Consider the following 13,938-nt stretch of genomic DNA (forward strand, 5'->3'; position numbering starts at 1 on the left):
ATCAGTCGTTTCGACAATTGATGCATACGCTCATTTTCGTTCGAACTGCCACACTGAGAATATATCATGCTGAATGCCGGTCCGCATCGTTGTCATCGGAACGTCTTGCGCGGATCGAAGGCATCGCGCGTCGCCTCGCCGACGAAGACCAGCAGCGACAGCATCAACGAGATGACGATGAAGCCGGAAATGCCGAGCCACGGCGCATTGAGGTTGCGCTGCGCCTGCTTGAGCAGTTCGCCGAGCGAGGCGGAGCCGGGCGGCAGGCCAAAGCCGAGATAGTCGAGCGAGGTCAGCGTCGAGATCGAGCCGCTGAGCAGGAAGGGCAGGAAGGTCAATGTCGCCACCATGGCGTTGGGCAACAGGTGCCGGAACATGATGGTGCGGTTGGGCACGCCAAGCGCCCGCGCCGCATTGACATATTCGAAGTTGCGGGCGCGCAGGAACTCGGCCCGCACCACGCCGACCAGCGCCACCCAGGAGAACAAAAGCATCAGGCCGAGCAGGATGAAGAAGCCCGGCGGCAGGATGGCAGCGACGATGAGCAGGAGATAGAGCACCGGGATTGCCGACCAGATTTCGATGAAACGCTGGAACAGGAGATCGGTCCAGCCGCCGAAATAGCCTTGCACCGCGCCGGCCGCGACGCCGATCAGGGCCGAGCCGGCGGTCAGGATCAGGCCGAAGAGCACCGAGATCCGAAAGCCATAGATGACGCGCGCCAGCACGTCGCGCGCCTGGTCGTCGGTGCCGAGCCAGTTCCAATTGCCGACGATGCAGGCCGGGTCGGCTGCCCCTTGCGGATACTGGTTGCAGCGCATCTTGGCGTCATACCGCCATGACGGCTTGGCTGGTGCTGCTTCCGGAATGGCGTTGTTGACGGTCTGGTAGGAGTAGCGCACCGGGGGCCAGATCATCCAGCCATTGGCGTTGATCTCGTCCTGGATGACTGGGTCGCGATAGTCGGTGACGGCATAGAAGCCGCCGAACTTTTCCTCGGGGTAGGCGACCATCACCGGAAACAGGATCTCGCCCTTGTAGGAGGCGATGATCGGCTTGTCGTTGGCGATGAATTCGGCAAACAGCGACAGCACGAACAGGACGAGGAAGATCCACAGCGACCAGAAGCCGCGCCGGTTGGCTTTGAAGTTCTGCAGGCGGCGCTTGTTGAGCGGCGACAGCCACGGCCGCGCGATCCGCTCCGGTACCGCCTCCGTGGTCGCGGCCGACATCAGATGTCTCTCCGCTCGAAATCGATGCGCGGATCGACCCAGGTGTAGAGCAGGTCGGAAAGCAATCCGACGAACAGCCCGAGCAGCGAGAAGATGTAGAGGTTGGCGAACACCACGGGATAGTCGCGCTCGACCACCGACCTGAAGCCGAGCAGGCCGAGACCGTCGAGAGAGAAGATGTTCTCGATCAGTAGCGAACCGGTGAAAAAGGCCGAGATGAAGGCGCCCGGAAAACCGGCGATGACGATCAACATGGCGTTGCGGAAGACATGGCCGTAGAGCACCTGTCGTTCCGACAGGCCCTTGGCGCGCGCCGTCACCACATACTGCTTGCGGATCTCTTCCAGGAAGGAGTTCTTGGTCAACAGCGTCGTCGTGGCGAAGGCCGATAGCACCAACGCCGTCAGCGGCAAGGTCATGTGCCAGAAATAGTCGAGGATCTTGCCCGACCAGGACAGCTGGTCCCAATTGTCGGAGGTGAGGCCGCGCAACGGAAACCAGTCCCAGAACGAGCCGCCGGCAAACAGCACCATCAGCATGATGCCGAACAGGAAGCCGGGAATGGCATAGCCGACAATGACCACGCCGCTGGTCCAGACGTCGAAGGGGGTGCCGTCCTTGACCGCCTTGCGGATGCCGAGCGGGATCGAGATCAGGTAGGACAGCAGCGTGATCCACAGCCCGATCGAGATCGACACCGGCATTTTTTCCAGGATCAGGTTGAGCACCGAAATGTCGCGGAAGTAGCTGTCGCCGAAATCGAACCTGATATAGTTCCACAGCATCATGCCGAAGCGCTCGAGCGGCGGCTTGTCGAAGCCGAACTGCTTCTCCAGCTTCTTGATGAATTCCGGATCGAGACCCTGCGCGCCGCGATATTTCGAGCTGACATCGCCGGCGACGTCGAAGTTTGCGCTGCCGCCCGCATCGCCACCACCACCGCCGAGGCGATCGCTGCCGCCCTGGTTGGTCAGCCTGGCGATGATCTGTTCGACCGGGCCGCCGGGGGCGAACTGGATGACGGCGAAGGATATCGCCATGATGCCGAACAGGGTCGGGATCATCAAAAGGATGCGGCGCAGGATATAGGCGCCCATCAGAGGTTGTCTTCCTCGATATTGTCGACGCCGGCGCCGCCCCTCATTGTCCTGCCGGACATTTCTCCCCGTATAGTGACGGGGAGAAAGGGGCCGGCCGCAGCCTCGGCGCCTTCATTGAAACGCTTGCGATTGGCGAAACCATCGATGAAAGCACCCCTCTCCCCGTCACTATACGGGGAGAGGATGCCGGCAGGCAGGTGAGGGGCGGCGCCAACGTCCGCAAGAAGTTCAGCCTTTGCCAATTTTTGCCGCCTTGCCCTTGTCGAACCACCACAACGTCTCGGCCGGAAAGCCGAAATCGGGCTTTTGCTCGACAAAACCGAACATGTCCCAATAGGCGACGCGATGATTCGCCAGATAGTATGTTGGAATCCAGTCTAGCCGCGCGCGCAAGACCCGATCGAGCGCTCTGAGCGCGGTGACGAGTTCGGTCCGGCTTTGCGCCTTGCCGGCTGCCACGATCAGCGCGTCAATGGCCTTGCTTTCCGTGCCCGGATAGTTGCGCTGCCCCGGCGTTTTCGCCATCCGGGAATCGTAGAGTATCTCCAGGCCGTCGGCAGTGGGCGTCGCGCCGATCGACCAATGGAGCAAGTTGAGATCGAAGTCGAAATTGCTCTGCCGCTGTTCGTACTGCGTCGAATCGACCTGGCGGATCGAAGCGTCGATCCCGATCGCCTTCATGTTCTCGGACCATGGGGTGAAAATGCGAACGATGCCATCGTCCTCGGCCAGCATTTCCACCCGCAGTCGCTCGCCCTTGTCGTTGACGACGAAATTGCCGGCTCGCTTCCAGCCGGCTTCGGTGAGCAGCCTTGAAGCCTCGCCCAGCAGCTTGCGGTCATGACCCGAACCGTCGGAGACAGGCTGGGTCACCGGTTCGCCAAACACCTCCGGCGGCAACTCGGCGCGAAACGGCTCCAGCAGGGCCAATTCCCCCGGCGAGGGCAAGCCTTCGGCCTTGTAGTCCGAGCGTTCGAAATTCGATTGCGAGCGCTCGTAGGAGCCGAAAAACAGAACCCGCTTCATCCATTCGAAATCGAAGCATCTGGCGATCGCCCGTCGCACGCGCTCATCGCGGAATTGCGGACGACGCTGGTTCAGCGCGACGGCCTGCATGTCTGGCGTTTTCTCGCCGGGAAATTCCCGTTTGACGACCTTGCCGTCCTTCAGCGCCGGAAAGTCGTAACCGGTCGCCCATACCCGTGCGGTAAATTCCTCGCGAAAATGCGTGTCGCCTTTCTTGAAGGCTTCAAACGCCGCCTGCCGGTCGAGGTAAAAGTCGATGCGGATGCGGTCGAAATTGTAAAGGCCGCGATTCACGGCGAGATCGCGGCCCCAATAGTCGGCGACGCGATCATACTCGACAGTCTGTCCGGCTGCCACGCGCCCTACTTTGTACGGTCCCGAACCGAGCGGAGGTGTCATGGTCGAGGCATCGAAAACATTGGCCGTGTAGAAGGCCTTGGACACGATCGGCATTGCCACGATCGCAAGGATGTTCTGCGCGGACTGTTCGCCGTTGAAGGTGAGATTGAGGGTGACGGGATCGGCCGCGACCGCTTTCGTCATGTACCGCAGCGCCTTGGACAGGTTCGGATGGCCCTGGTCCTTGTAGAGCTTCAAGGCGAAGGCAACGTCTTCAGCGGTCAGCGGCGAGCCATCGTTGAACCGCGCTTGCGGTCGCAGGCTGAAGCGAAAGCCATTACGGTCTTGCGATAGGGTAACGGACTCGGCAAGCAGGCCATAGACCGCGTCCGGCTCATCGAGCGCGCTTGCCATTAGCGAATCGAAACAGAGTTCGGTGCGCGGTGGCGAATCTCCTTTCAACACCAGGGAATTCAATGTGTTGAAAGTCAGGAAGCTTTGATTGAGGGTGGCGTTCGGCGGTGCGAAATTCATCTGGCCGCCCTTGGGGGCGTCCGGATTGACATAGTCGAAATGCGTGAAGTCCGGTTTGTATTTTAGGTCGCCGAAGGCCGACAGGCCGTGCAGTTTGGTGCCGGTCGGGATGGTTGCGAAGGCCCGGCCCGGCAGCAAGGCGGCGGCAGCGGCCGCTGTGCCGAGCGCGAGGAAGTCGCGGCGGGGCAGGGCCGTCATCAATTGCCGCCCTTGTATTTGGCTGCCAGTGCCTTCTCCTTGTCGAGGTCAATCCACCAGGAATCGAGATCGGCACCGACATAGGCGGGTTGCTTGTCTGGAAAGCCGAACTTGTCCCAATAGGCCAGCCAGACCGCCGACCGGTGATATTGCGGCACGACGTAGAAGTTCCACAGCAGAATGCGGTCGAGTGCATGGGTGGCGGCGACAAGGTCGTCGCGATCGGTGGCGAAGATGATGCGGTCGACCAGCGCGTCAACGATCGGGTCCTTGATGCCCATCAGATTGCGCGAACCAGGCGCGTCAGCGGCTTTCGAACTCCAGAAATCGCGCTGCTCGTTGCCGGGCGAATCCGATTGGCCGAATAGACCCGTGACGACATCGAAATCGAAATTGTTGACGCGGTTGATGTACTGCGTCTGGTCGATGATGCGCAACGTCGCATCAACGCCGATCTTGCGCAGGTTGGCGATATAGGGGCTGGCGATCACCTGATCGGTATCGTTCCAGCCCAGAATTTCGAACTTGAACAGCGCGCCGGTCTTGGCATTGACCATCTTGCCGCCCTTGATCACCCAGCCTGCCTGGGCGAAGAGATCAACCGCCTGTTTCAGGTACTTTCGTTCCGCTTGCGGCGAATCGTAGACCGGCAGCTTGAATTCCTGGGTGAAGAGTTCGGGCGGCAGCTTGTCGCGATATTTTTCCAGGATTTCCAGCTCCTTGCCTTGCGGCAATCCGCTCGACGCCAGTTCGGTGCCCTGGAAATAGCTCGATGTGCGGGTGTTGAAGCCGAAGAACAGCGTGCGATTCATGCTCTCGAAATCGAACGGGATGGTCAGCGCCTCACGCACCAGTCGATCCTGGAACAGCGGCCGTCGCTGATTGAGGACGAAACCCTGCATCGCCTGTGGCGCCTGGGTCTGGAAATCCTTCTTGACGACATCGCCGGCCTGGATTGCAGGAAAATTGTAAGCGGTTGCCCATTTGCGCGAGCTGTATTCGCGGTTGATGTCTTCCAGCCCGCCCTTGGTGAAGGCCAGCCAGGCGGCGTTGTCGTCGAGTATGTAGGTGTAGCGTCGCGTGTCGAAATTCTCGCGGCCGATCTTCACCGGCAGCTTGGCCGCCCAGTAGTCGGGCACGCGCTGCCAGATGATTTCCGAGCCCGGCTTGAAACTGGCGATCTTGTAGGCGGCCGAACCGAGCGGAATTTCCAGCGTCGGCTTGGTGACGTCGCGCTTCTTGCCGTTGGCATCGGTGCCCTCCCACCAGTGTTTCGGCAGCACGGCAAGGTCACCGATGATCTTCGGCAGTTCGCGGTTGCCCTTCTGGTTGAAATGGAACTCGACCTCGCGGTCGGAAATCGCCACGGCGTCGGTGACGTTCTCGAAATAGCGGCTGTATTGCGGGCTGTTGGCCTTCAGCACCTGGAACGACCAGATCACATCGTCGGTGGTAATCGGCTGGCCGTCGTGCCATTTAGCGCGCGGATCGAGCCGATAGGTCGCCGAGGAATAGTCGGCCGGATATTTGTAGGCATCGGCGATCAGTGGGTGACTGATGCTGCCACCTTCGTCGGTCGACTGCTCCATCAGCGTGTCGTACAGCAGGCCGCCGCCGAACCCGACCAGACCGGCGGCCGGCGACCCCTGGACGATATAGGGATTGAAGCTGTCATAGGTGCCGAGCAGCACCGAATTCAGCATGCCGCCCTTGGGCGCGTTCGGGTTGACGTAGTCGTAGTGCTGGAAATTGTCGCCGTACTTGGATTCGCCGATCAGCGATGAGGTGGTGCGCCATTCGTCGGCCTGGGTCGCTTGCAATCCCGCCGCCAGAAGGGCTGCCGCCAGCAACGACTTGAGAAGCGTTCGGCCAACCGTCATGCACTATCCTCTTCGCACTGCGTGTCCCGGATCAGTCCAGGAAGGCAATCCTAGATGATTTGCCGCTCGTGAAAACCGCAATGCGACGGCTTTGTCGCCGCATATGCGATTTTCCTAACAAAAAAGCCGGGCTGAACCCGGCTTTTTCAAGATCGTTGAGGTTACAATTTGTTTATTGAGCAGGCGCCGGCGCCGGTGCGGCCGGAGCAGGAGCGGCGGGGGCTGGCGCAGCCGGAGCCGCAGGTGCGGCAGGCTTGGCCGGTGCGGCACCGTCAGCAGGCTTCGCCGGGGCGGCTGCTTCGGCAGGCTTCGCAGGCGCGGTCGCGTCGGCGGCGGCACCTGGCGCCGGCAGCGGCTTGGGATTGTCGGACAGCGTGCGCAGATAGGCGATGACGTTGGCGCGGTCCTCGTCCTTGGGCAGGCCGGCGAAGCCCATGGCCGTGCCTTTCACGAATTTCTTCGGCGAGGTGATGAAGTGGTTGATGTTGTCGTAGGTCCACTTCTCGGTGCCGCCCTTGGAGAATTCCTTCATGCCGGCCGAGTAGGCGAAGCCTTCATGCTCGGCGACCGGACGCTCGATCAGGTCCCAGAGATCCGGGCCAACCTTGTTGGGGCCGCCCTTTTCGCCGGAATGGCAGGCCTGGCATTTCTTGAACACGGCAGCGCCCGCTTCGACATTGGCGGTCGCCAAGAGGTCGGCGATCGGCTTGGCTGCGGCGGCCGGAGCGGCCGCGCCGCCTTCGGCCGGCTCGGTGGCTTCGATGGCGAAGCCGGGCTTTTCCGGCGCCGGCGAGGCAAACAGCGCATCGGACACCAGGCCGACCGAGAACACCACGAAAACGGTTCCGAGCAATCCGGCGAGCAGCTTGTTGACTTCGTTGGAATCCATACGCCCCTTGCTCCCTTTTCCGGCGGACCGAACCGTCCACTCCGTCCGTCGGTATCGTGACCCAGCCTGCGAAGGCGGTCAAATCGGGCGGAAACTAGGTCTTTTGCTGCGGCGTTGCAACACCTATAAGGGCGCTTCCAGTGAGACCTTTTGCCACTTTCCCTTCCCCTTTTGAGACGCCTTGCAACGAGCATGTCCACGCTGATCCTGATCCCGGCCCGCATGGCCTCGACCCGCCTGCCGGGCAAGCCGCTGGCCGACATCGCCGGCGCGCCGATGATCGTCCATGTCGCTCGCCGCGCGACCGAGGCCGGCCTTGGCCGAGTGGTGGTGGCGACCGACACGCAAAGCGTGGCGGAAGCGGTACGCGCGCATGGTTTCGAGGCCGTGATGACCCGCATGGATCATGAATCCGGCTCCGATCGCATCCACGAGGCGCTGGTCGCGCTCGATCCCGGGCGCAAGGTCGAAACGATCGTCAATGTGCAGGGCGATCTGCCGACGATCGATCCGCAAATCATCGTCGCATCGCTCAGGCCTTTCGAGAATGCCGCGGTGGATATCGCCACGCTCGGCGTCGAGATCGTCCGCGATGAGGAAAAGACCAATCCGAACGTCGTCAAGATCGTCGGCTCGCCGCTGTCCGGCACCCGGCTGCGGGCGCTCTATTTCACCCGCGCCACCGCACCGTGGGGCGAGGGCGCGCTCTATCACCACATAGGCCTCTATGCCTATCGTCGCGCGGCACTCGAGCGCTTCGTCGCGCTGAAGCCGTCGCCGCTCGAACGGCGCGAACGGTTGGAACAGTTGCGGGCGCTGGAAGCCGGCATGCGCATCGACGCCGAGATCGTGCACTCGCTGCCGCTTGGCGTCGACACGCCGGAAGATCTCGAACGCGCCAGAACCATCCTTTCAAACTGAGAAATTCCTTCCAACAGAGACATTTGAATCGAGACTTGGGCATGCCTGAAAAGACCAACAGAATATCCTTCCAGGGCGAGCCGGGCGCCAATTCCGACACCGCCAGCCGCAACGTCTATCCCTCGATGGAGCCGTTGCCGTGTCCGACCTTCGAGGACGCGTTCAACGCCGTCGAGACGGGCAAGGCCGATCTCGCCATGATCCCGATCGAGAACACCATCGCCGGGCGCGTCGCCGACATCCATCATCTGTTGCCGGAATCGAAGCTGCACATCGTAGGCGAATATTTCCTGCCGATCCATTTCCAGCTGATGGTTCTGCCCGGCGTCAAACGCGACGAGATCAAGACCGTGCACAGCCACATCCACGCGCTTGGCCAGTGCCGCAAATACATCCGCAAGAACGGCTGGAAGGCGGTGGTCGCTGGCGATACTGCGGGCGCCGCCAAGCTGGTCTCCGAGATCAAGGATCGCACGATGGCCGCGCTGGCGCCGGCGCTGGCCGCGACGCTCTATGGGCTCGACATCATCGAGGAGAATGTCGAGGACACCGATTCCAACGTCACCCGCTTTGTCGTTCTGACCAAGAACAAGCAGTGGGCAGAACGTCCGTCAGCCGACACCAAGATGATGACGACCTTCATCTTCCGCGTCCGCAACGTGCCGGCAGCGCTCTACAAGGCCATGGGCGGCTTCGCCACCAACGGCATCAACATGACCAAGCTGGAAAGCTACCAGTTGGGGGCTTTCACGGCGACGCTGTTTTACGCCGACATCGAGGGCCATCCCGACGATCCGCTGGTCAAGCTGGCGCTGGACGAACTTCGCTTTTTCTCCCGCGAGGTGCGGATTCTGGGTGTTTATCCAGCCAGCGAATCACGCGAGCAGTGGAAAGTGGCGGACTAAACCACCGAGCCCAGCGGCACATAGTCGATTTCAAGGAAGGTCTCGACTTCCGGGACCCAGCGGTCGCGCACGAAAGCGACATGGTCGGGATGGTCGTTGTACCTCGTATAGGCGGCCTGGTCGGCGAACTCCATCGAGAAGCCGAAATGATAATCGTTCTTGGGGCTGATCTGCCGCAATTGCTCGAAATGCGTGACGCCCCTGATCGCGGTGAGGATTTTCTTGGCGTCGACCAGGAACCTCTTTTCCTCCAGCGAATGAGGCGGATGCTTCAGCGTGAAGACGACGGTGTGACGGATCATTTTCTGCTCCTGCAATGTCTTTCAATGTTCGCGGCCATCATTCGCCGTCGACCCAGGCGCGAATGAGGTGGTGTGCGATGGCGCCTTTCGGTGGCGTGATCAAATTGTCGGGATGCTCCCGCGACAGCATCAGACGCACCTCGTCGCGGCCAAACCAGCGGCAGTCTTCGAGCTCGTTGAGGTCGGCCTGGATGTCGTCGTTGAGCGGCTCGCCGAAGCAGCCGATCATCAGCGAATAGGGAAACGGCCAGGGCTGGCTGGCATGGTAGACGACGCGGCCGAGCCTGATGCCGGCCTCCTCCAGCGTTTCGCGGCGTACCGCCGCCTCGATCGTCTCGCCCGGCTCGATGAAACCGGCAAGCGCCGAATACATGCCCGGCGCGAAATGCCGGCCGCGCCCCAGCAGGCATTTCTCCGGCGTCGCGGTCAGCATGATCGCCACCGGGTCGGTGCGCGGAAAATGCTCGGTGCCGCAATTCGGGCAGTGGCGCTTGTAGCCGCCGGCCCGCATCTGTGATTCGCTGCCGCATTTGCTGCAAAAACGATGGCTTGCATGCCAGGCGAGCAGGGCAGCGCCCTGCGCCATGGCGCCGGCGGCCGCCTCGTCGATCAGCCCTTGCATATAGACCGAGCGGTAGTCGATCGCCTTGACGGTCTCGGGCAGATGTTCGGCGTCGAGGCCGGCTGGCATTGCCAGCACGGGTCCCTGTTCGGAAAAGCCGAGCAGGACGCCGTCGGCAAGGGAAAGCTTGAAAGGCTGGCTTTCGGCGACACCGAACCAGGGGTCGAGGCCGCCGCCACCGCCGAGCTTCAGATAGAGCCGGCCGTCACTCATCAAAAGCAGCCTCGTCGTCGGATCGGCGAGCGCCTTGTCCACCGAGTCATCGGCGCGGTTCTCGGACTGTCGGTCGATGGTGTTGCCGGCAAAGCCGACGAACTGGCTCGGCTCGCGCAGCGGCGCGTCAAACAGGCGGAAGCTCATGCGGACTCTGATGCTTTGGGATGAACATGTTTGGGATGAACACAGGGGAAGGCTTATAGCGCCGCCCTTATCGTTTCGGCAAACTGGCGCAGGTCGGAACGCTGATAGGGCTCGCGCAGGCCATGTCCCCACACCGGGCCGGGCCAGCCGGGATCGCCTTCCGAACGCGCGATAACGTGGACATGCAGCTGGCGCACCATGTTGCCGAGCGCACCGGTGTTGATCTTGGTGCAGCCGGTCGCCTTCTTCAGCGCCTGCGCCACCATATTGGTCTCGAAGGTCAGCATCGCCTGGTCAAGCGGCGTCATGTCGTGGATTTCCTCCGCGCCCGGCCGCTGCGGCACCAACAGCAGCCATGGCCAGCGACGGTCGTTCATCACCCGCAATTCGCACAGCCCAAGCCACATCAATTGCTCGCTGTCCGCCTCCAGCCGGGCGTCCAGCGTGAATCCGGCCTTCAGGCCCGGCAGCATCGGCGTTTCCCTTGCTTTTCCTGGTTTCCTCAAACGCATGAACGCTAGAGCGGCGGCAACAGGGCTGCAAGCGAATCATTCATCCCCAGCGGTTCGTGATGGCGATTCGCCTGCGCACTTGCATTTCATCGCCGAATTGCCGATATGGACAGCGGGAGGTTGGTGGTGGACGATCCACTCGCCAACCGGGTCAGGTCCGGAAGGAAGCAGCCCTAACGAGCCCGGAACGGGTCATTGTTCCAGCCTCCCACCTCATTGGGCCCTTCTCGCGACATTGACGACGCATTGCAGCGCGGGCGAGACTATGCGCAGGAATAGGCCGCCTTCGGGCGCGGTCATTTGGAGCTTCAAGGGCGAATGAGCGAAGCCGGAAATTCGGGAACGGACAAGGCCGCCGCCTATCGCGTGCTGGCGCGCAAATACCGTCCTTCGAACTTTTCAGAGCTGGTCGGCCAGGAGCCGATGGTGCGCACGCTCACCAACGCCTTTGCCACCGGCCGCATTGCCCAGGCCTGGATGCTGACCGGCGTACGCGGCGTCGGCAAGACCACGACGGCGCGCATACTGGCGCGGGCCCTGAACTATAAAACCCCTGATATCGACCAGCCTTCGGTCGACCTTGCCGTGCTCGGCGAGCATTGCCAGGCGATCATGGAAGGCCGCCATGTCGACGTCATCGAGATGGATGCCGCCTCGCACACCGGCATCGACGACATCAGGGACATCATCGAGCGCGTGCGCTACGCGCCGGTCTCGGCCCGTTACAAGGTCTACATCATCGACGAAGTGCACATGCTGTCCACGCAGGCCTTCAACGGCCTGCTGAAGACGCTGGAAGAGCCGCCGCCGCACGTCAAGTTCATCTTCGCCACCACCGAAATCCGCAAGGTTCCGATCACCGTTTTGTCGCGCTGCCAGCGCTTTGATCTCAGGCGCATCGATGCCAGCGCGCTGGTCGCGCATCTCTCCTCGATATCGGCCAAGGAAGGCATTTCGGTCGACGACGACGCGCTAGCGATGATCGCGCGCGCGGCCGAAGGCTCGGCCCGCGATTCGCTCTCCATCCTCGACCAGGCGATCGCCCACGGCGCGGGCTCCGTCAGTGCCGACGCGGTGCGGGCGATGCTGGGGCTCGCCGACCGCGCCCGCATCGTCGACCTGTTCGAACATGTGATGAAGGGCGATGTCGCGGCCGCACTTGGCGAATTCCGCGCGCAGTACGACACCGGCGCCGATCCGGCCGCGGTGCTGACCGATCTTGCCGAGTTCAACCACCTCGTCACCCGGCTGCGTTTCGTGCCGACGGCTGTCGACGACGCGGCGCTGTCGCAGGACGAGCGCCAACGCGGCGCCGATTTCGCCGGGACGCTGTCGGTCAGGGTGCTGTCGCGGACATGGCAGATGCTGCTCAAGGGCATTCCCGAGGTGCAGTCCTCCAACCGGCCGGTCAGTGCCGCCGAGATGGTGCTGATCCGGCTGGCGCACGCCGCCGACCTGCCGACGCTGGACGAGGCGTTGAGATCGCTGGAGGGCGCGGCACCCGTTCAAAATGGCGCGCCGCGCCCGAATGGCGCGCCCGCGGGTTCCGGCAATGGCGGCGGCGCCAGCGCGGTGGCGCAGGCCCGGATGCCGTCCGGACCGGGTGGCGCGCAGACCATGCGGCTGGTCGAGGCCGCACCCGCTCCCGTCGCCTTCGTCGCGCCCCCGCAACCGGTGCTGGAGACGCAGCAGGTACCGCTGAAATCGCTGGCCGACATCATTGCCCTTGCCGACGCGCAGCGTGACATCGCCTTCAAGGTCTTGGTCAAGAGCTGCATCCGCCTCGTGCGTATCGAGCCCGGCCGCATCGACGTCGGCCTGACCAGCGACGCGCCCAAGATGCTGCTCAACGACCTGACCACGAAGCTGCGCGCCTGGACCGGCCGCAGCTGGCTGGTGTCGCTGTCGAAGGAAGAGGGCGGCCAGACACTCGCCGAAATGGAATCGACCAAGCGCGAGAATGCCTTCCTCGATGCCAAGAGCGACCCGACCGTGGCCGCCATTCTGGCGCGCTTTCCCGGCGCCAAGATCATCGACGTTCGCATTCCCGACGCGCCGGAAGCCGATACGACCGAGGCCGAAGTGCCGGTCGAGCCGCCGGCGGACGACGACGAGACCTAAGAGACTGTTTCGAAATTCGCTCTGGTGAGTCATATGGTGGTGGTTTCGAGAACCGTAGCGCAGCGGACATTCGGTCCGTGAGCAACGGAAGCGCAGAAAACGCCATCAGATGGCCGCCAGAGTAGAGTTTCCAAACAGTCTCTAACAACGGCACGAATCCGCAAAGGACCCGACCATGAAAGATCTTCTCGGCCTGATGGGCAAGGCGAAGGAAATGCAGGCCAAGTTCCAGGCCATGCAGGACGAGATCGCCACGCTGGAAGCGTCCGGCCAGGCCGGCGGCGGCCTGGTCAACGTGACGCTGACCGGAAAATTCGAGATGAAGTCTCTGAAGATCGATCCGTCCCTGTTCAAGGAGGACGATGTCGAGATCCTGGAAGACCTGGTGCTCGCCGCCCATAACGACGCCAAGGCCAAGGTCGAGCAGATCATGCAGGAAAAGACCAAGGCGTTGACCGCCGGCCTGCCGATCCCGCCAGGAATGAAACTGCCCTTCTAGCGTTCGGTGGCGCTACGCCCATGATCGAAGAGCCCTCCGAAAGACTGATCGAGCAGCGTGTCCGCAACAGGATCTACGAGCTCCTGGAAATCCTCGCCGATTGCGACGCCGGTGTCGATCTTGTCGGCATCAGGGGCTACTTCGACCTGTTCGAGGATTTCGTGCATCGCCCGTCGATCGAGGCCGGCACGTCGGCGCTGTCGAAGGACGAACGCGTGATCGTGCTGGAGATCGCCGAATTCCTGGAGGCGGCCAGCGAGACAAATCCGGACTTCACCAAGGCCGAATTCATCGAAAGCGACTGGCCGGCAAAGATCGCGCCAACGGCCAGGGAGGCACTGGCGCTGTTCCTCAGGCGCGGCCTGTTTTCGGAGAAGGTCGAAGAGGGTGAACCTGGCCAGTCGGCTGTACTCGCGGCCGGGCGGTAAAGCAATTCCAGGAAAAGTGTGAAACGCTTTTCCGTCCGCAATTGCGTTAAAACGTCCGGAATTGCGTTAA

Annotated in this window: 14 protein-coding genes and 1 other RNA gene; 6 read left to right on the forward strand and 9 right to left on the reverse strand. The window is 62.2% G+C overall.

The features are described from left to right. Positions 1–92: 92 nt before the first annotated feature. The 6 genes from BPNPMPFG_RS26645 to BPNPMPFG_RS26670 all read right to left on the reverse strand — a co-directional run bounded on the left by BPNPMPFG_RS26645 (position 93) and on the right by BPNPMPFG_RS26670 (position 7,198). Positions 93–1,232 carry an ABC transporter permease gene (locus BPNPMPFG_RS26645; protein ID WP_258591577.1) on the reverse strand — a complete coding sequence of 380 codons (1,140 nt, stop codon included), beginning with the start codon at positions 1,230–1,232 and terminating at the stop codon, positions 93–95. Then, positions 1,232–2,329, reverse strand: a complete 1,098-nt coding sequence (locus BPNPMPFG_RS26650) for a microcin C ABC transporter permease YejB (protein WP_258591578.1) — start codon at positions 2,327–2,329, stop codon at positions 1,232–1,234. The genes BPNPMPFG_RS26645 and BPNPMPFG_RS26650 overlap by 1 nt, the downstream gene beginning before the upstream one ends. Then, positions 2,329–2,574 (reverse strand): hypothetical protein, encoded by a 246-nt coding sequence (locus tag BPNPMPFG_RS26655; protein ID WP_258591579.1) that lies wholly within the window; start codon positions 2,572–2,574, stop codon positions 2,329–2,331. The genes BPNPMPFG_RS26650 and BPNPMPFG_RS26655 overlap by 1 nt, the downstream gene beginning before the upstream one ends. Continuing rightward, positions 2,561–4,429 carry an extracellular solute-binding protein gene (locus BPNPMPFG_RS26660; RefSeq protein ID WP_258591580.1) on the reverse strand — a complete coding sequence of 623 codons (1,869 nt, stop codon included), beginning with the start codon at positions 4,427–4,429 and terminating at the stop codon, positions 2,561–2,563. The genes BPNPMPFG_RS26655 and BPNPMPFG_RS26660 overlap by 14 nt, the downstream gene beginning before the upstream one ends. Further along, a complete protein-coding gene (locus tag BPNPMPFG_RS26665; protein ID WP_258591581.1) occupies positions 4,429–6,309 on the reverse strand; it encodes an extracellular solute-binding protein in 1,881 nt (626 codons plus the stop codon). Before BPNPMPFG_RS26665 ends, BPNPMPFG_RS26660 begins: the two co-directional genes overlap by 1 nt. A gap of 172 nt (positions 6,310–6,481) precedes the next feature. Further along, a complete protein-coding gene (locus BPNPMPFG_RS26670; protein WP_258591582.1) occupies positions 6,482–7,198 on the reverse strand; it encodes a c-type cytochrome in 717 nt (238 codons plus the stop codon). A 192-nt stretch (positions 7,199–7,390) separates the two neighbouring features. Here BPNPMPFG_RS26670 and BPNPMPFG_RS26675 point away from each other — a divergent pair, with 192 nt between their 5' ends. Then, positions 7,391–8,119 (forward strand): 3-deoxy-manno-octulosonate cytidylyltransferase, encoded by a 729-nt coding sequence (locus tag BPNPMPFG_RS26675; protein WP_258591583.1) that lies wholly within the window; start codon positions 7,391–7,393, stop codon positions 8,117–8,119. A gap of 41 nt (positions 8,120–8,160) precedes the next feature. Beyond that, positions 8,161–9,024 carry a prephenate dehydratase gene (locus BPNPMPFG_RS26680; protein WP_258591584.1) on the forward strand — a complete coding sequence of 288 codons (864 nt, stop codon included), beginning with the start codon at positions 8,161–8,163 and terminating at the stop codon, positions 9,022–9,024. Here the strand turns inward: BPNPMPFG_RS26680 and BPNPMPFG_RS26685 are convergent. From BPNPMPFG_RS26685 to BPNPMPFG_RS26695, 3 genes are read right to left on the reverse strand one after another with little or no spacing between them, the layout of a single operon-like run. Continuing rightward, positions 9,021–9,326: a Dabb family protein gene (locus BPNPMPFG_RS26685; protein WP_258591585.1), complete on the reverse strand. Its 306-nt coding sequence runs from the start codon at positions 9,324–9,326 to the stop codon at positions 9,021–9,023. The two genes, BPNPMPFG_RS26680 and BPNPMPFG_RS26685, sit on opposite strands and share 4 nt — an antisense overlap. Positions 9,327–9,363: 37 nt before the next feature. Further along, positions 9,364–10,308, reverse strand: coding sequence for an NAD(+) diphosphatase (gene nudC / locus BPNPMPFG_RS26690; protein WP_258591586.1), 945 nt, complete (start codon positions 10,306–10,308; stop codon positions 9,364–9,366). Positions 10,309–10,361: 53 nt separating this feature from the next. After that, on the reverse strand, positions 10,362–10,781 hold the full coding sequence (locus tag BPNPMPFG_RS26695) for an HIT family protein (protein WP_258591587.1): 420 nt from the start codon (positions 10,779–10,781) through the stop codon (positions 10,362–10,364). Positions 10,782–10,935: 154 nt separating this feature from the next. Here BPNPMPFG_RS26695 and ffs point away from each other — a divergent pair. The 4 genes from ffs to BPNPMPFG_RS26715 all read left to right on the forward strand — a co-directional run bounded on the left by ffs (position 10,936) and on the right by BPNPMPFG_RS26715 (position 13,868). Continuing rightward, an RNA gene (gene ffs / locus BPNPMPFG_RS26700) (signal recognition particle sRNA small type) lies at positions 10,936–11,032 on the forward strand. A gap of 106 nt (positions 11,033–11,138) precedes the next feature. After that, the gene (locus tag BPNPMPFG_RS26705; RefSeq protein ID WP_258591588.1) at positions 11,139–12,941 is read left to right on the forward strand and encodes a DNA polymerase III subunit gamma/tau; all 1,803 of its coding nucleotides are present in this window, start codon (positions 11,139–11,141) and stop codon (positions 12,939–12,941) included. 175 nt (positions 12,942–13,116) lie between these two features. After that, complete coding sequence (locus BPNPMPFG_RS26710) at positions 13,117–13,440, forward strand: YbaB/EbfC family nucleoid-associated protein (RefSeq protein ID WP_258591589.1); 324 nt, start codon at positions 13,117–13,119, stop codon at positions 13,438–13,440. Positions 13,441–13,460: 20 nt separating this feature from the next. Then, complete coding sequence (locus BPNPMPFG_RS26715) at positions 13,461–13,868, forward strand: hypothetical protein (protein ID WP_258591590.1); 408 nt, start codon at positions 13,461–13,463, stop codon at positions 13,866–13,868. The last annotated feature ends 70 nt before the right edge of the window (positions 13,869–13,938 follow it).

Source organism: Mesorhizobium sp. AR07, from assembly GCF_024746815.1.
Lineage (GTDB): Bacteria > Pseudomonadota > Alphaproteobacteria > Rhizobiales > Rhizobiaceae > Mesorhizobium.